Source organism: Pseudoduganella sp. R-31 (genome assembly GCF_049913235.1).
Taxonomy (GTDB): domain Bacteria; phylum Pseudomonadota; class Gammaproteobacteria; order Burkholderiales; family Burkholderiaceae_D; genus Rugamonas.
In genome coordinates, this window is the sequence record NZ_CP183986.1 from 69,471 (window position 1) to 86,376 (window position 16,906).

Below are 16,906 nucleotides of genomic sequence, written 5' to 3' on the forward strand. Positions count from 1 at the left end.
CAATCAGGTTTGCATTGCATCTTCCACATAACTGATACGGTCGCGTCCTTCGCGTTTCGAGCGGTACAGGGCTTCGTCCGCCAGGTGCAGCAACTCGGTAGCTGCTACCTGCCGTTGCGGTGTGAACGCCACCACGCCGAAGCTGGCGGTCACCGGCAAGCCTGTCCCGCCGCCGATGTCGACCGGCTCGCTGCGGATAGCCTGGTGCAGGGTTTCGATGCGGGCAGCGCCGGCTGGCAGGGTCAGGCCTGGCAGCAGTACGATGAATTCTTCCCCACCGTAGCGGCCTACGGCGTCGTAGGAGCGCGTTGCAGCGATCAGGCGCCGGGAAGTTTCCACCAGCACGGCGTCGCCGGCCAGGTGGCCGTGCGTGTCGTTGACGCGCTTGAAGAAGTCCAGGTCGAGCAGGACCAGCACGAAGCTTTCGCCCGTGCGCTGGCATTTTCCGATTTCGCGCTCAAGGATTTCCATCATCGCGCCTCGGTTCCAGGTGCGTGTCAGGGCATCTTTCAGCGCCCTGACACGCAGCGCTTCCTGGGCCTCTTCCAATTCTCGCGTGCGTTCCTGCACCATGGCTTCCAGCTCTGCTTCGTGGCGCTTGTGAACCAGCAGCCGCATGCGGTGGAACAGCAGGAAGCCGAAAATCACGGCTGCAGCGCACAGGGCATAGAAGGGATAGCTGCGCCACCACGGCGGAGCGATGGAGAATGCGAGTTCGGTGGGCTTCGGCTGCACGGCGCCTTCCACATCCACGGCCATGGCCTGGAAGCGGTAGTCGCCAGCAGGCAGTGCGGCGTATCGCATTTCAGGCAGCACCGATTCGTTCCACTGGTCTTCCATGCCGGCCAGGCGGTAGCGGTAGCGCAGGCCTTGCCGCCCTTCGAACTGGAGGCTGGCGAGGCGGAATACCACCGGGTCCTGCGACCATGGCAGGCGCCCGGCATTTGCTGCCAGCGGGCGGCCGCCGCGCAGGGCTTCTTCAATCACGGCTTCCGGCGTGCTTACCTCGAACAGGGTTTCCGGGCGCAGCACGTGGGACAGGCCGTTGCTGGTGACGATCCACATCGAGCCGTCCTTGTCCTCGTAGAAGCCCACGCCATTCAGGTCATTCCACACCAGGCCGTGGGTCTCGTTCAGCATGCGCCAGCGGCTTCCATTCCAGACGGCGAAGCCGGCGTCGGTGGCGATCCACAGCCAGCCGCGGCTGCCTTCGAACATGGCGTACATCGTGCGGTCGCGCAGCACAGGGGCTTCGATGCGTGTCGCCTTTGCTTCGCCCTGCACTTTCAGGCTCCACAGCGTGCCGCCGGTGCTGGCCCACAGGGTGCCGTTGCGCGAACAGGCGATGCCGTCGAAGGTGCCGTCGCCTAATGCGGCGCCGAACTCCAGCACTTTCCACGCAGTGCCGTCGTAATGCAGGATGTCGGACTGGCTGGGCAGCCAGATGCCGCCTTGCGCGTCCATGCAGCCCGGGCCGACCGGGTTTTCGGGGTGGCGGTTTGCGGTGGACGGCATCTTTACCACTTGCGGCTGCGTGCCGGCTGGCGCGTTGTCGGGCAGGGTGTAGACGCCTTTCCAGGTGGTGAGCCACAGCTGGCCTTTGCGGTCGGCCAGCACCTGCGAAATGAAGGGCAGCCTGGCGACCAGTTCGGTCTTCCGGGTGTCCGGCAGGGAGCGCATCAGCATGCCGGAATAGCTTCCGGCCCATAGCCTGCCGTTGCGGTCCGTTTCCATCGTGGACCATTGCTGGTCGGCCAGGGCTGGCGGGGTTGGCGGCGTTGTGAACCCGTTGGCGCCGGGCTCCATCACGGCGTGGCCGGAACGGGTGCCTACGTGCAGCCGGCCTTCGCGGTCGCGCTTGACGGAGATGATCACGTCATCCGGCAGGCCTTGCTGCATGGTCCAGCTTTCCCAGTTGCCGTAGCCGCGCCAGTGCAGCAGGCCGCGGCCGCGCGTTGCCAGCCAGGTGCCGCGTCCGCGATCGCGAAGGATGTCGGTGACGCCGCCGCCCGCATCGAGGCCGTTTTCCTTGCCGTAGGACTCCCAGCGGCCCTGGCGCCAGCGCAGCAGGCCGTTATCGGCGTTGGTAAGCACGTTGCCGCTGTCGTCGATGTGCAGCTCGCTGCGCAGCATGTGCTTGCGCATTACGTCTTGCGACGGCGTGCGGTCTTCGAAGCGCGTTGCGCCCCGGGGCAGCGTGAAGATGCGCTTTTCGCTGCGAATCCAGAGGTTGCCGGCCTTGTCGCTTGCAATGCTGGTCCATTGGTCGTGCGGCAGGCCATCCTGCTCGCTGAATACGCGGATGTCCTTCCCGCTGGCCTGGCAGAGCGATTCCTTGCATGCCATCCACAGCGTGCCTTTTTCGTCGACGTGGACGCTGCGGACCGATTTCAGTTCGGCGTGCGCCTGCAGCGCGGCAGCGTCGAAATACAGGCGGATGCTGGTGCGGTCGCCCTTCGCGGCCAGGACGAACAGATCGCCCTCGCTTGCCAGCAGCGTTTCGCCGGCGGGGCTTTCGGCCATGGGTTGGAGCGGCCATACGGGAAGCTTCTTGCCTTCCCATAGCACGGGAACCAGGCGGCCCTGCTGCAGCCGGTACAGGCTTGCGTGATTGCCGACCCATAGCGCGCCGGACGAGCTGCTGTGCAGGGCGGTGACGAAGGTGTCGTCCATTCCCTGCGTGCTGCCGTAACGGCGGAATTCCGCGCCGTTGTAGCGGAACAGGCCATTCTCGGTGCCTACCCACAGGTAGCCGCTGGCATCCTGGGCCAGTGCCGTGAGCGAAAGGTTGCCGAGGCCTTCGCTTTGTCCGAAGTGTTGCAAGGAGATGTGCTGGGCGCCGGCGCCACATGTGGTCAGCGCCAGCGCCGCAGCCAGCAGGCTATGGGCCAGTTTGAATCGCATTTTTATTTTTTCTGGGCGGCGAAGTACGCTGCCAATATTTCCAATTGTTCGTCAGTGTACCCTTTGGCGAGCTGGGTCATGATGGTGGCGGGGCGTTTGCCGGATTTGAAGTCCCTCAGCGCGGCCTGCAGCTGGTCCTTGGGCTGGCCGGCCAGCGGCGGCAGCGCACTGCCTTGCGTGGCGTCGTTGGTGCCGTGGCAGCCGGTGCAGCTGGCTGCGAGGCGTGCGCCGTTCGGGATCGCTTCTACGGCGGCGGCGGGGAGCGTGGCGGACAGCGCGAGCATCAGTGCGGCGATTGTCTTCATGGGCGGACTCCTGGGGTTTCTAGTGGCATGCCCTGGGCGCGCAGGGCAAGGTAGGCTTCAAGGTCTACCAGGTCGGGAGCGCCGTAAGGAGGGACTTCGGCTCGCACGCCGCTCATGCAGTTGCGCAGGCGGCGTTGCAGGCTTCCTGCGCCTTGCCATTCCAGCCGGTAGATGGGATAGGCGTTGGCGTGGCCTTGGGGGATGGGTGCGCCGGCCAGGCGTTTGCCGGCGTTGTTGTCGTGGCATTGGGCGCAGCTCAGGTTCAGCTGGCCGATGCGGGTGGTGAAGAGTTTTTGGCCGCGATCGGCGGCTTGCCTGGTTTCCTTGTCGGCTGCCGGCGTCACAGGCATGCCGCGGCTTTGCAGGGCGATGTAGGTTTCCAGGCCCAGCAGGTCGGGTGATTCTGGCTTCAGCGGGGCGGCCTTCAGGGCGCCGGTGCGGCATTGGTTGACCTGGCCGGATAGCGTGATCACCTTGCCGGCTGATTGGCTGAAGCGGGGGAATTTTGCGGCTGCGCCGCGCATGCTGGACTTGGCGTCGGTGTGGCAGGTGGCGCAGGATTTGCCGTTGCCGCCGATGGGGGCTGTGCGCCAGAGCGCTTCGCCGTTGGCGACCCAGAGCATGGCAGGGTTTTGGGTGTCGTCGGCTTGCATCGCTTGCGTGGCGGGGGACATGTAGTCGCGGCCGGATTTGCGCTCCAGAACCGGTAAACCTGGGTCAGACCCGGAGGGTCTGACCCAGTCTGCGCTGGCGGCTGTGGTGACGGCTAGCGCTAGTAGCGGTGCGATGAGCCTCATGGTTGCACCTGCAGCTGCTTGGTTTCTGTTTGTGCGAAGCTGTTGTCGCCGCTCCAGGTGAATTCGAGCGGGCCGCTGGTGGTTGCCTTGATGAAGAAGGCTATATACGGGTTGGCGCTCATGGCGGGATGCAGCTCGGCGCTGATGACCTGCTTGCCGTTGTAGCGGCATTCGAATTTGCGGATGATGTCGCGCGGGAGGGGCTTGCCGTCGGGGCCGGGGCGGAAGCCGGTCTCCATCATGTGGGCGATCAGGGCACGTACTTCGATTATCTCGCCGGGCCTGGCGCTGGCGGGCATGTGGATCAGGGCGCTGGCCATGTCAGATGGGCTCCCCTTCTACGCAGGCCGCCAGGGCGACGATCACGTCGACCGTCTGCTGCCACCATTGGCCGTCGCTGGTGCGGGCCAGGGCGGTGAGCGTCTGGCTGGTGGCGAGGCGGATGCGGGTGCTGATTTCCGGCTTGCCGGCCAGGGGCGTCAGCTTGAATCTCACGACGTCGGGAAGCGGGTTCTTTTCGTTGAAGATGGCGATGTCGGTGACGTGGGCTTGCTCGGTCATCGGGCTGTCGACCCGTACCGTGATGGGAACTGCGTTGCCGTTGTCGATCAGTTGGGCGATGTCGATCTGCACGCGGCCGCGCTGGATGCTGGCGTTGCTGGTGTAGGCGGCGACGGCGGCTGTCATCTCGGCGGGCGTCGCTCGGGCGGGGCGGACTAGCGCCAGTAGCGGCAACGCGGCGAGGAGTTGGCGGCGGGTGGTCATTTCTTTTCTGCAGCCTTGAGCGTGACGAGGTAGGCGACCACGTCTTCGATTTGCTGCGCGGTGAAGATTGGTTTGTCGCGGTAGGCGGGGGCTACGCGTGTGAGGCCTTCCGTTTTGGCGTATGAGGGCATGATGGTGCTGGGGTTGATGGCGCTGCTGTCTGCGATTCGCTGGCGGAGCTCGGACCTGGTGTAGCGGTCGCCGACGCCGGCGAGGTCGGGGGCCAGGTTGCCCTGGAAGCGTTCCTCGGGGATGGGGGCGCTGTGGCAGAGGAGGCAGAGGCCTTGCTGCCGGCTGGCGACGATGGCGCGGCCGGTTTCGGCGTTGCCTTCCTGGGCTTGGGCGGTGTTGAGCGTCAACAGGACTGCAAGCAAAAACCGGTAAACCTGGGTCAGACCCAAGGGTCTGACCCAGTCTGCTCGCGGGCCGCGGACTGGCGGCATTTCTTTATGCCTTTTTCAGGCTGTGGTTCTTCAGTGGGAGGTCGCGGATGCGCTTGCCTGTGGCGGCGAAGATGGCGTTCAACACTGCGGGGGCGGCGACGGCGATCGTCGGCTCGCCTACGCCTCCCCAGAAGCCGCCGCTTGGCATCACGACCGTTTCGACTTTCGGCATTTCGTCCATCTTCAGCACGTTGTAGGTGTCGAAGTTGGTTTGCTCTGCTGCGCCGTCCTTGATCGTGATCTCGCCGTAGAGCGCTGCGCTCAGGCCGTAGACGAAGCTGCCTTCCACTTGCGCTTCGATCTGCTGCGGGTTCACGGCGTGGCCCGGGTCGGTGGCGGCGACGATGCGGTGGATCTTCAGCTTGCCGTCCTTGCTGACCGAGACTTCCGCCACGGCGGCGACGTAGCTGCCGAAGCCCATGGTTTGCGCGATGCCGCGGTAGATGCCTTTCTTCGGCGGCTTGGACCAGCCGGCTTTTTCGGCCACCGCGTTCAGGACTGCCAGGTGCTTCGGGCTGTCCTTCATCAGCTTGCGGCGCAGGGCCAGCGGGTCCTGCTTCGTGGCGTGCGCGATTTCGTCGAGGAAGCATTCGACGTAGATCGTGTTCTGATTCAGGTTCACGCCGCGCCAGAAGCCTGGCGGCACGGCGGGGTTGCGCATGGCGTGGTCGATCAGCAGGTTCGGGATGGTGTAGCCGAACGAGGCTTCCGGGCCGGGCGGGTTCAGGCCCTGGAAGACTGCAGGGTCCTTGCCGTCCTTGACGTTCTGCGGGAACAGCGCGGCGAGGATCGATTGGCCGGCGATGCGCATGTGCAGCGACGTTACCTCGCCTTTGGCGTCCAGGCCTGCGGTCAGCTTGCACTGCGTGACCGGGTGGTAGCGGCCGTGCTGCATGTCTTCTTCGCGGGTCCAGATCAATTTGATCGGCGTGCCCGGCATTTCCCTGGCGATCTTCACGACCTGGGTTACCCAGTCGTGCGTGGCGCCGCGCCGTCCGAAACCGCCGCCGAGATGCAGCTTGGTCACGTCGCATTTGGACTGCGGCAGGCCAGCTGCCTCGCTGGTCGCGGCCAAGGCGGCTTCGCCGTTCTGCGTCGGGGTCCAGACGTCGCAACGCTCCGGCGTCCACACGGCGGTGGCGTTCATCACCTCCATGGTGGCGTGGTTCTGGTGGGGGTAGCTGTAGACGGCTTCGATCTTGCGGTGGGCGCGGGCCAGGGCGGCCTTGGCGTCGCCGTTGCTGTTGCCGACTGCCGCTTCCGGTGCATCCAGGCCGGCCTTGATCCAGGCGGCGGTGTCCTTGCTGTTCATGCCGGCGTTGGGGCCTTTGTCCCATTCGATCGGCAGGGCGTCCAGGGCGCTGCGGGCGCGCCACCAGGTGTCGGCCACCACGGCCACGGCGCTGTCGCCGACCTGCAGCACTTTCTTCACGCCGGGCTTGCCGGCAATGGCGGCGGCGTCGAAGCTTTTTACCTTGCCGCCGAAGACCGGGCAGTCCTTGATCGCTGCGTTCAGCATGCCGGGCAGCTTGAAGTCCATGCCGTAGACCTGCTTGCCGGTGGTCTTGTCGACCGTGTCCAGGCGCGCCAGGCGCTTGCCTGCCAGCTTCCAGTCTTTCGGATCTTTCAGCTTGATGTCGGCAGCGGCGGGCGCCTGCAGCTTGCCTGCTGCGTCGGCGACCTTGCCGTAGGTGAGCGTGCGGCCGGACGGCGTGTGGGTGATCACGCTTTTCGCGGCCGCGCATTCGGCGGCCGGCACGCCCCACTGGGCGGCGGCGGCCTGCACCAGCATCATGCGGGCTGCGGCGCCGCCCTTGCGGACGTATTCATGCGATTCGCGCACGCCGCGGCTGCCGCCGGTGGAGAAGCTGCCCCAGACGCGATTGCGCGCCAGCTGGCGGCCGGGCGACGGGTATTCGGTGGTGACCTTGCTCCAGTCGCCATCCAGTTCTTCCACCACCAGTTGCGCCAGGCCGGTCAGCGTGCCCTGGCCCATCTCGGAACGGGCGATGCGGACCACGATGGTGTCGTCCGGCTTGACCACGACCCAGGCGTTGATCTCGGGCGCATCCGGTGCCGCGGCGGCCTGCGCCTGCTGCGCTTCTGCGAACGGGATATGGAAGCCGAACATCAGGCCTGCGGTGGCGCCCAGCGAGCGGCCGAGGAAGCTGCGACGGGAATGAGAAACTGCGGCGCTCATGCTTTGCTCCCTTCCACGATGTCCAGGCCTGCGGTCTTCACGTCGCCGCCCCTGGCGATCACGTGGATGGCCTTGCGCACGCGGTTATAGGTGCCGCAGCGGCAGATATTGGTCATCGCTGCGTCGATATCGGCGTCGGTCGGGTTCTTCTTCTGCTTCAGCAGCGCGGCGGCGGCCATGATCATGCCGGACTGGCAGAAGCCGCATTGCGGCACGTCCAGCGCGGCCCAGGCCTTTTGCACGGGATGGCTGCCGTCCAGGCTCAGGCCTTCGATGGTGACGATCTTCTGGTCGGCCGTCACGGTGGAGACAGGGCGCACGCAGCTGCGCGTCGGTTCGCCGTCAATGTGCACGGTGCAGGCGCCGCATTGCGCCACGCCGCAGCCGTATTTGGTACCGGTGAGTCCCAGCTGTTCGCGGATCACCCACAACAGGGGCGTATCTTCTTCGGCCTCGAACTCGCGTACCTGGCCATTGACGTGCAATTTCATTTCCTGCCTCCGGGGATAGGGTGGGATGTGAATTCGCGAATCTTACTCTCGTTTTAGCTAACTTGTGTTCGTTCGGGCAATTTTGACTTAGGTCAAAGATTTTGCTGCGTCGCATCAATAGACTTTTACTTACCGAATATCAATGACCACATGAAAGAGGTAGTGAAATGAAGAAAGCGATTTTGGCAGTTGTCCTGGGTAGCGTGGCGTTTGGTGCAATGGCACAGGAAACGCCTTGGCAAGTGCGCGCACGTGCCGTGCACATCAACCCCGCAGACAAGTCCGACCCGATTGCCGGCGTGGGCCCATCCGACCTGATCACCGTCAGCAGCAAGACCATTCCGGAAGTGGATATTTCCTACTTCTTCACCCCGAATATCTCCGCCGAGCTGGTGCTGACCTATCCGCAGAAGCACACCGTGTATGTGGCTGGCGAATCCGCCGGCACGTTCAAGCACCTGCCGCCGACCCTGCTGGCGCAGTACCACTTCACCCCATCCTCGCAGCTCAGCCCTTACCTGGGCGTGGGCGTGAACTGGACCACCTTCTCCAAGAACAAGATCCTGGACGGCCAGGGCAGCCTGGAACACGACAGCTTCGGCCTGGCCCTGCAGGCTGGCGTGGACTGCAAGCTGGACAAGAACTGGTCGCTCAACCTGGACATCAAGAAAGTGCAGATCCGCAGCGACGTGCTGCTTGCCGGCACCAAGGTCAGCAAGGTCAAGGTTGACCCGGTCATGTTCGGCGTGGGCGTAGGCTACCGCTTCTGACGGCTGGCACCTAGTTGCTGAACAAGCCGCCCTGCACTTCCGCGCGCAGCTCCTGGGCCAGCGCGCGGCGGCGCGGGTCGGTGGCGAAGTAGCCGATATCGACTGCGACGCCATTCGATTCAAGGTGAATCAGGTCGCCGTAGCGGGCGGGCATCTGCAGCCGGAGGAAGTAGAGTTCGAGCTGCGTCACGCTCATTTTGCCGGCGGAGACCTGCTCCACCAGCAGCTTGCCGTTGGCGAGCACGATGTGTTCATAGTCCGTGGCATGGCGGGCGAAGTAAAGGAAGGCGGCCGCCACGGCCGTCATCTCCAGCACGGTGAACAACAGCACCTGCCACATGCCCATGATCACAAAGCCGGTGGCAACCGCAAACGAGAGCAGGCACATCAGGGCATAAGCCATCCCCATCTGCTGGGGCGACAATGAGCAATTGCGCCGCAGTAGCCATTCCCTGCGTTCCCTGAGCAAGTCCCGGTTCATGGGGACATTCTAGGCACAACTCGCTGGCAAAGGCAAAATGTCCTTGGTGCTTCCCGTGCCCGGCGTGGGCTTTTCGTCGGCGCGCGGCAACGTGAAGATGAAGGTGGCGCCTTCGTTCGGCTTGCTGCGGGCCGAGAGCGTGCCGCCGTGGGCTTCGGCCAGCTGGCGCGAGATGTAGAGGCCCAGGCCCAGGCCGGCCGGCATGCCTTCCATCTTTCCGCGTTCGAAGGGTTCGAAGATTTTCGGCAGCACTTCCTCGGGGATGCCGACGCCCTGGTCGATCACCTCGATACGGGCGTTCTGGCTGTCGGCATGCAGGCGCACGTCGACCGGCTTTCCGCCGCCGTAGCGCAGGGCGTTGTTAATCAGGTTGACGATGACCTGCTCCACGCGGAACTCGTCCCAGCACCCGGCCACGGGCTGCACGATCGACAGGCGCAGTTCGCTGTGCATGTCGGCGGCTTGGTGCGACAGGTCGCCGACGATGCGCTGCAGCAGCGCCTCCAGGTCGACGCGGGCCGGGCGGATCGACAGCTTGCCGGCGCGGATGCGCGATACGTCGAGCATATCGTCGATCAGGCGCACCATGGCGTGGATCTGGCGCATGTCGCGCGCCACCATGCGTTCCAGCTGCTCCGGCGCGAAGTGGTCCATGTTGCCGCGTTCGAGCTGCAGCTTGCGCATCTGCGCTTCCAGGTACAGGGTGTTGAGCGGCGTGCGCAGCTCGTGCGCCACCATGGACATGAACTGGTCGCGCATTTCCAGCGCGCGTTGCAGTTCCTGCTGCACGGCGTTCAGCTCGCGCACCGTGGCCTCGCGCTGTTCGACGATCTGCCGCACTTCCTGCTTTTGGCGGAACAGGTCGACAAAGACATTGACCTTGCTTTTCACCGCCTCCGGATCGAGCGGCTTGTAGAGGAAGTCCACCGCGCCCGCTTCGTAGCCCTTGAAGGCGTAATTCAGCTCCTTGCCGGCGGCGCTCACGAAGACGATCGGGATATGGCGCGTCTTGCCGGTGCCGCGCATCAGTTCAGCCAGTTCAAAGCCGTCCATGCCCGGCATCTGCACGTCGACGATGGCCAGCGCGAATTCATGTTCGAGCAACAGGGCGAGCGCCTCTTCGCCGGTACGGGCCTGGTAGATCACGCGGTCGTCGGCGCGCACCAGGGCATTCAGCGCGCGCAGGTTTTCCGGCAAGTCGTCCACCAGCAGGACATTGGTCGGTTCCATCAGTGCTTCTCCAGCATCAGCAATAGTTGCTTGATTTGTTCCAGCGGCAACACCAGGTCCGGCTGGCGCACGCGGATGGCCTCCAGCGGCATCACGCCGACATTGGCTTCTTCCGGGTCCTGCACCACCGTCAGGCCGCCCGCCTTGCCAATGGCGGCCATGCCTTGCGCGCCGTCGTCATTGGCGCCGGTCAGCAGCATGCCCGCCAGGCGTGATCCATACACGTCTGCCGCTGATTCCATAGTAATGTCGATTGCGGGACGTGCAAAGTGCAACGGTGCGTCGCAGCTCAGCGAAAAGCTGCGTTCATTTTCAAGCAACAGGTGGTAACCGGCTGGCGCAAAATACAGGGTACCCGGAATGATGTCTTCCTTGTCGCCCGCTTCGCGCACCGGTACCTGCACCCGTTGTTGGAAGACGTCCACCAGCTGGTTTTGGCGACCGCTCCTCACATGCAGCACCACCACGATCGGCAGGCGGTAACCGCGCGGCAGTGCCGGCAGCACCTGGATCAAGGCGTTCACGCCGCCGGCCGACGCGCCAATGACGATCGCCTCCGTGGTTCGGCCTCGCACAGCCATGTCCAGCGCAGGGTCGGTTTGCATTATTTTTTCCTGAACAGGCGGTCGCGCTTGGCGAGCACTTCAAACCGGGAAGCGTAAGTGGAGAAGTCGATGCTCTCCTTGCTGCCCAGCCCCAGGAAGCCGCGATGGCAAAGCGACTCGTGGAACAGCCCGAGGGCCCGTTCCTGCAGCTTCTTGTTGAAGTAGATCATCACGTTGCGACAGCTGATGAATTGGGTTTCGGCGAACACCGAGTCGGTAGCCAGGCTATGGTCGGCGAAGGTGACGTTTTCGCACAGCGAGCGGTCGAACAGGGCGGCGTTGTAGGCGGCCGTGTAGTAGTCGGAGAAAGCGCGCTTGCCGCCGGCCGCCTGGTAATTGGCGGTGTAGGTGCGCATGTTCTCGAGCGGGAAAACGCCTTTCCTGGCTTTTTCCAGCGATTGCGGGTTGATGTCGGTCGCGTAAATGAGGCTGCGCTCCAGCAGGCCTTCTTCCTTCAGCAGGATGGCGAGCGAATACACTTCCTCGCCGGTGCTGCAGCCCGCGACCCAGATCTTCAGCGAGGGGTAGGTTCCGAGCACCGGGGTCACATGCTCGCGCAGGCCGATGTAGTACGTGGGGTCGCGGAACATTTCCGTGACGGGGATGGTCAGGTATTGCAGCAGCTGGCTGAAGGCGTTGGGCTCGTGCAGCACGCGCGATTGCAGCTGCGAGACGGTGGCGCAGCCCATTTCACCCATGGCGTGCAACACGCGGCGTTTCTGCGAAGCGCCGGTGTAGTCGCGGAAGTCGTAGCTGTACCTGAGGAAGATCGCCTCCATCAGCATGCGCAGCTCGATGTCGACGCTGCCGATTTGTGCGCCGTCGCTCATCACACCGTGTCCAGGGCAGGCATCCACACGCGGAGCAATGAATACAGGCGCGACAGGTCGATCGGCTTGGCCAGGTAGTCGTTGGCGCCGGCGGCCAGGCATTGCTCCTGGTCGTCCTTCATGGCCTTGGCGGTGATGGCGATCACCGGCAGGCGGGCGAAGCGCGGGTCGGCGCGCAGGCGGCGCGTGGCTTCCAGGCCGTCCATGCCGGGCATCATGATGTCCATCAGCACCAGGTCGATGTCGGGCACGGCATCGAGCTTGTCGAGGGCTTCTTGGCCATTGCGGGCGATTTCCACCAGGGCTCCCTGTTGTTCGATGGCGCTGGTCAGGGCGAAGATGTTGCGCACGTCGTCGTCCACCAGCAGGATGCGGCGGCCTTCGAAGACGCGGTCGCGGCTGCGCACTGCCTTCAGCATGGTTTGCCGTTCGCTGGAGAGCTGGGACTCGACCTTGTGCAGGAACAGGGTGACTTCGTCCAGCAGGCGCTCCGGCGAGCGGGCGCCCTTGATGATGATGGAGCGCGAGTATTTCGACAGCTCCGCTTCTTCGGCGCGCGTCATGCTACGTCCAGTATAGACAATCACCGGCGGAAAGCTGGCGATCTCCTGCTGCGACATGTGCTGCAGCAGTTCGCTGCCTTGCATGTCGGGAAGTTTCAGGTCCATGATCATGCAGTCGAAGATGGTGGCGCGGAGCTGCTCCAGCGCTTCGGCGCCGCTGGCGACGGCTGCGATGGCGATGTCCTCGTCTTCGATCAGCTTGACCATGCTGTCGCGCTGGCGGGCGTCGTCTTCCACCAGCAGGATGTGCTTGATCTTTTGCGTGAAGCGGCGCTCCAGGCGCTCGAACACGGCCAGCAGCTGGCTGCGCCCGGCGGGCTTGTGCACAAAGCCGATGGCGCCCAGGTGCAGGGCTGCTTCGCCGCTGTCGGCGCCGCTGATCACATGCACGGGAATGTGGCGGGTTTGCGGGTTGTCTTTCAGCATTTGCAGCACCGACAGGCCAGAACGGTCGGGCAGGCGGATGTCGAGCATGACGGCTTGCGGCTGGTGTTCTTCGGCCAGCTTCAGGCCTTCCTCGGCGGTGAAGGCGACCAGGGCGCGATAATTCGATTCGTGCGCCAGGTCGTACAGGATGCGGGCGAAGTCGGGGTCGTCTTCGATGATCAGCACTTTGCGCTCCGGCGGCGGGGCGGCGGCGCGGTCGTCGTCGAAGGGGCGCAGCGGGGCGCCGGCCTCGCCCGGACCGGCGGCGGCGATCGGCAGGTCGCCCGGCATCGATAGCGGCGCGGTTGCGGCGACAGGCGGTGCGGCGGCGGGCCCGCTAGGCGGTGCGTCCGCACGGCCTGCCGGCTGCAGCGCCGCGTCGCCGGGCGGCGCAGCTACCGCCCACTGCGTCGGCAACAGCAAAGTGAAGGTGCTGCCCTGCCCTTCCACGCTGGACAACTCGACTTCCCCGCCCAGCAAGCGCGCCAGGTCGCGCGAAATCGACAAGCCCAGGCCGGTCCCGCCAAAGCGCCGGCTTGGCGTGCCGTCGCCCTGCTGGAAGGCATCGAAGATCGCGCCCTGCTGCTCGGCCGGAACGCCGACGCCGGTATCGATGACGGCAAAGCGCAGCAAGCCCGCCTCGCCCGGCGACACGCGCAGGATCACCTTGCCGCGATCGGTGAACTTGACCGCGTTGCACAACAGGTTCTTGAGGATCTGCTCCAGCCGCTGCCGGTCGGTATAGACCTTTTCCGGCAGGCCGGGCAAAAGGTCGACCACGAACTCGAGCTGCTTTTCCCGCGCCAGCGGGACAAAGGCCGCCTGCAGGGAATCGATCATCGCCTGCAAGGCCACTTCTTCCGGCGCCAGTTCCAGCTTGCCCGCCTCCACCTTGGAGATATCGAGGATATCGTTGATCAGCGCCAGCAGGTCGTTGCCGGCGTTGTAGATGGTCTGCGCAAACCGCACCTGCTCCTCATCCAGGTTGCCCTGCGCGTTGTCGGCCAGCAGCTTGGCCAGGATCATGGAACTGTTCAACGGCGTGCGCAGTTCGTGCGACATGTTCGCCAGGAACTGCGACTTGTATTCGCTGGCCCGCTCCAGGTCGCGCGCCCGCGCCTCCACGTCGACGCGCGCCGCGGCCAGGGCGGCATTGCGCTGGTCCAGCATTTCCGCTTGCAGCTCCAGCTTCTGGTTGCTCTGCTCCAGTTCCAGCTTCTGCGTTTCCAGGCTGACCTGCGAGCGCTCCAGCACGCGCGACTGCTCCTCCAGTTCCTCGTTGGCGGTACGCAGCTCCTCCTGCTGCACCTGCAATTCCTCGTTCAGCGACTGCGTTTCGGCCAGCACCTCGGCCAGGCGCTGGCGGGCAACGGTCGCCTCGATCGCCATGCCGACATTGCCCGCGACCAGTTCGAGGAAGTCCAGCTCGCGCCGCCCCACTTCGCGCAGGAAGCCCAGCTCCACCACGCCGTTCACCCGGCCATCGCTATGCACCGGCAGCAGCACAAGCTGTTGCGGCATGCCGTCGCCCAGCGACGAAGACACCTTGATATAGCCGGCCGGCAGCTGCGCCATGTGCACGGCGCGCCGCGTGCGCGCAGCCTGGCCCACCAGGCCTTCACCCGGCAGCAAATGCTGCCCCTTCGCCTCATCCTCCTGGCGGAAGCCATGGGCCGCCGTGCGCTCCAGCGATCCATCCGGCTTGACCACGTAGAACGAGGCCACCGCCACGTCCAGGTAGCGCGCCATGAAGTCCAGCAGCGTCGACGACAGCAGCGGCAAGGCCATCTGGCCTATGCCCTGCTCGGCCAGCTGGCTCTGGCCCTCGCGCAGCCAGGCCTGGTGCTGCAACTGGTAAGCATGCGTGTGCTGCTCCTGCAGCGCATCGCGATAGACGTCCGACAGCCGCATCAGGTCGCGCCGCCCGAGCCACGCCAGCAGGCTGCTCACCGCCAGGCTGACGGCAAGGAAGATCGCCACTGTCCAGAAGCCCACCACGCGCACCGCCTCGCCGCGATTGGCGCGCTCCCGCTCTTCATGCGCGATGAACGCGCGGAACTGTTCGCGCAGGTCTTCCAGGGCCGCCTTGGCGGCGCCGGCGCGCAACATGCCGAGGTAGTCGCCCTGCTGGCGGCGGGTTGCGATCATCTGGTCCGCCGCACGCATCCACGCCTGGTGCTGGGCGCGGATCTGGCGCAGGCGCTCGACCTGGGTGGAGTCGTCCTCCACCAGTTCGCGCAGCGACTCGGAAGAGGCCTCGAAACGCGGGCGCGCGGCAATGTAGGGAGCAAGATAGGCATCATCACCTGTCAGCAGGAAGCCGCGCATGCCGCTTTCCATGTCGACCGCCAGCTTGCGCAATTCCTGCGCATTGCCGATCGCGCGCTCGGTGGATTCCACCGCGCTCCATGTACTCATCAGGTAGGCGAACAGCACAACGAAAATGCCGGCAGCAACGATCCCGCCGAGCAGCGGGACCTTCACATTCCGGTTGAGGATTCGGCGAAAGCCCTGGTCATCGATGGTCGAACTTCTTTGCATTGAAATGGTCAGACAGTCATCGGAAGCTCCCAGTGTACGCCTACGGCGGAGCTTGCGCGGCAATCGTGCGCGGGGGCTATAATTGCTTTCAAACCAATCACTTCCTTTCGCCCATGCGCAAAATCCTGACTGTCGTGCCGCTGTTATTGCTGGCTGGCTGCGTTAATGATTCCGCAACCTTCTATGCGGACGGCACGCGCGAACATACGCTGACCGTGCGGCGGCAGCAGGAATTTTTCTGGAAGGAAGATGCGCAGTACACGCTGATGGCCGCGCGACTGCCGGAATGCCAGCGGGCGATTTCCTTGGGCGAGATGCCGCTGGAAGGACTGGAGTTCGAGTTGTTCGCCAGCGGCGACAATGTCTGGAGCCTGCGCGCCGGAAAGTATGTCTGGCAGGTGGAAACCCAGGGCTGCACCCTGGTCGCCGAGGGCGGCAATACCACCGCCAGCGGAACCAAGCTGGGGACTTACGTGGCGGAGAGCAAGAAGTCGAAGATGCGTTTCGACGCGGAGGCTGCGCCGGCTGGCGCCTCAGCCGATGCTCCGCCCGCGCCGCAATAGCCGCCCTGCTCAGGCAATATCCACCACTACTTTACCTCCCCCGGCTGCTGCATGCGCGTGGTTCGCTTGCGCGAGCGTGAAGCGCTCGGCATTCAACTGCACCGACAGCTTGCCGGCATCGACCAGCCGCGCGGCCTCGCGCAGGATGGCGCCATGCGCCGCGCGCCCCTTGCCCGACAACAGGGGCAGCAGGGTGAATACGCCGGAATAGCTGGCTGCCCGGAACGACAGCGGCGCCAGGGCATGGGTACCCCAGCCAAGGGCACTGACCACGTGCCCGCCGTACTCGCGAACCACGCGAAACGATGCATCCAGCACTTCGCCGCCGACCGTGTCGTACACGATGTCGAATTCCTCGCCTTCGGCCTGCTCGATGAAGCGCGCCCCAAGGGCTTCGATCGCTTCGCGCTGGCCGGCACGGCCGGTTGCCGCAACCTGGGCGCCAAAGGCCAGCGCGAGCTGCACGACCATGCGGCCAACACCGCCTGCGCCGCCCTGCACCAGCACCGACTGGCCGGCCTGTACGCGCGCCCGGTCCACCAGCCCTTCCCATGCGGTGATGAAGGCCAGCGGCAGGGCTGCCGCTTCGCGCAGGCCGATGGTGCGTGGCGCATGTGCCAGCAGGTCGGCGTCGACAGCAGCATATTCGGCCAGAGAGCCCTGCACGCCACCCACGCCTCCCGTCATGCCGAATACGGCGTCGCCCGGGGCGAATGCGGTAACGCCAGGGCCGGCCGCCTCCACCACGCCCGCCATGTCGATGCCCAGCACCGCCGGCAACGGCATGCGCGCATGGGCAGCCTTTCCGGCGGCGATCTTGAGGTCGAGCGGATTGACGGCGCTGGCATGGATGCGTACCAGCACCTGACCTGCCGCCGCTACCGGCTTGGCGATTTCGGCTTGGACCAGCGGCTGGCCGGCCGCTTTGAGAATCATGGCTTTCATGGCGAGGGCTCCTGTGGGTTTCGATGACTGGCAGTGTAGGCATTGGC

General features: G+C 65.0%; 16 protein-coding genes. 2 read left to right on the top strand and 14 right to left on the bottom strand.

What is annotated here, in order from left to right; all coding sequences use genetic code 11:
* Positions 1-3: 3 nt before the first annotated feature.
* The 8 genes from ACN9MY_RS00300 to ACN9MY_RS00335 all read right to left on the bottom strand — a co-directional run bounded on the left by ACN9MY_RS00300 (position 4) and on the right by ACN9MY_RS00335 (position 7,905).
* Complete coding sequence (locus ACN9MY_RS00300; protein ID WP_426336689.1) at positions 4-2,904, bottom strand: diguanylate cyclase; 2,901 nt, start codon at positions 2,902-2,904, stop codon at positions 4-6.
* 2 nt (positions 2,905-2,906) lie between these two features.
* On the bottom strand, positions 2,907-3,209 hold the full coding sequence (locus ACN9MY_RS00305; RefSeq protein WP_426336690.1) for a c-type cytochrome: 303 nt from the start codon (positions 3,207-3,209) through the stop codon (positions 2,907-2,909).
* Complete coding sequence (gene soxA / locus ACN9MY_RS00310) at positions 3,206-3,883, bottom strand: sulfur oxidation c-type cytochrome SoxA (RefSeq protein ID WP_426336691.1); 678 nt, start codon at positions 3,881-3,883, stop codon at positions 3,206-3,208. The genes ACN9MY_RS00305 and soxA overlap by 4 nt, the downstream gene beginning before the upstream one ends.
* 119 nt (positions 3,884-4,002) lie before the next feature.
* The gene (gene soxZ, locus ACN9MY_RS00315) at positions 4,003-4,326 is read right to left on the bottom strand and encodes a thiosulfate oxidation carrier complex protein SoxZ (protein WP_426336692.1); all 324 of its coding nucleotides are present in this window, start codon (positions 4,324-4,326) and stop codon (positions 4,003-4,005) included.
* A 1-nt stretch (position 4,327) separates the two neighbouring features.
* A complete protein-coding gene (locus ACN9MY_RS00320) occupies positions 4,328-4,771 on the bottom strand; it encodes a SoxY-related AACIE arm protein (RefSeq protein WP_426336693.1) in 444 nt (147 codons plus the stop codon).
* Positions 4,768-5,172 (bottom strand): sulfur oxidation c-type cytochrome SoxX, encoded by a 405-nt coding sequence (soxX, locus tag ACN9MY_RS00325; RefSeq protein WP_426336694.1) that lies wholly within the window; start codon positions 5,170-5,172, stop codon positions 4,768-4,770. Before soxX ends, ACN9MY_RS00320 begins: the two co-directional genes overlap by 4 nt.
* 46 nt (positions 5,173-5,218) lie before the next feature.
* Complete coding sequence (locus ACN9MY_RS00330) at positions 5,219-7,414, bottom strand: molybdopterin cofactor-binding domain-containing protein (RefSeq protein ID WP_426336695.1); 2,196 nt, start codon at positions 7,412-7,414, stop codon at positions 5,219-5,221.
* The gene (locus ACN9MY_RS00335; RefSeq protein ID WP_426319806.1) at positions 7,411-7,905 is read right to left on the bottom strand and encodes a (2Fe-2S)-binding protein; all 495 of its coding nucleotides are present in this window, start codon (positions 7,903-7,905) and stop codon (positions 7,411-7,413) included. The genes ACN9MY_RS00330 and ACN9MY_RS00335 overlap by 4 nt, the downstream gene beginning before the upstream one ends.
* Positions 7,906-8,072: 167 nt before the next feature.
* On the opposite strand from ACN9MY_RS00335, the gene ACN9MY_RS00340 reads away from it, so the two are divergent.
* On the top strand, positions 8,073-8,675 hold the full coding sequence (locus tag ACN9MY_RS00340; RefSeq protein WP_426319808.1) for an OmpW/AlkL family protein: 603 nt from the start codon (positions 8,073-8,075) through the stop codon (positions 8,673-8,675).
* Between the two features lie 10 nt (positions 8,676-8,685).
* On the opposite strand, the gene ACN9MY_RS00345 is transcribed toward ACN9MY_RS00340, so the two are convergent.
* The 5 genes from ACN9MY_RS00345 to ACN9MY_RS00365 are packed head-to-tail and all read right to left on the bottom strand — an operon-like array spanning position 8,686 to position 15,351.
* The gene (locus ACN9MY_RS00345; protein WP_426319810.1) at positions 8,686-9,156 is read right to left on the bottom strand and encodes a DUF2244 domain-containing protein; all 471 of its coding nucleotides are present in this window, start codon (positions 9,154-9,156) and stop codon (positions 8,686-8,688) included.
* A 9-nt stretch (positions 9,157-9,165) separates the two neighbouring features.
* Positions 9,166-10,386, bottom strand: a complete 1,221-nt coding sequence (locus tag ACN9MY_RS00350) for a hybrid sensor histidine kinase/response regulator (RefSeq protein WP_426319812.1) — start codon at positions 10,384-10,386, stop codon at positions 9,166-9,168.
* On the bottom strand, positions 10,386-10,991 hold the full coding sequence (locus tag ACN9MY_RS00355) for a chemotaxis protein CheB (RefSeq protein ID WP_426319814.1): 606 nt from the start codon (positions 10,989-10,991) through the stop codon (positions 10,386-10,388). The genes ACN9MY_RS00350 and ACN9MY_RS00355 overlap by 1 nt, the downstream gene beginning before the upstream one ends.
* Positions 10,991-11,821, bottom strand: coding sequence for a CheR family methyltransferase (locus ACN9MY_RS00360; protein ID WP_426319816.1), 831 nt, complete (start codon positions 11,819-11,821; stop codon positions 10,991-10,993). The genes ACN9MY_RS00355 and ACN9MY_RS00360 overlap by 1 nt, the downstream gene beginning before the upstream one ends.
* Positions 11,821-15,351 carry a response regulator gene (locus ACN9MY_RS00365; protein ID WP_426336696.1) on the bottom strand — a complete coding sequence of 1,177 codons (3,531 nt, stop codon included), beginning with the start codon at positions 15,349-15,351 and terminating at the stop codon, positions 11,821-11,823. Before ACN9MY_RS00365 ends, ACN9MY_RS00360 begins: the two co-directional genes overlap by 1 nt.
* A 113-nt stretch (positions 15,352-15,464) precedes the next feature.
* Between ACN9MY_RS00365 and ACN9MY_RS00370 the strand changes: the two genes are divergently transcribed.
* Positions 15,465-15,914: a hypothetical protein gene (locus ACN9MY_RS00370; RefSeq protein ID WP_426166440.1), complete on the top strand. Its 450-nt coding sequence runs from the start codon at positions 15,465-15,467 to the stop codon at positions 15,912-15,914.
* Positions 15,915-15,923: 9 nt separating this feature from the next.
* Here the strand turns inward: ACN9MY_RS00370 and ACN9MY_RS00375 are convergent, their stop codons facing one another.
* The gene (locus tag ACN9MY_RS00375; protein WP_426166442.1) at positions 15,924-16,859 is read right to left on the bottom strand and encodes a zinc-dependent alcohol dehydrogenase family protein; all 936 of its coding nucleotides are present in this window, start codon (positions 16,857-16,859) and stop codon (positions 15,924-15,926) included.
* Positions 16,860-16,906 lie beyond the last annotated feature (47 nt).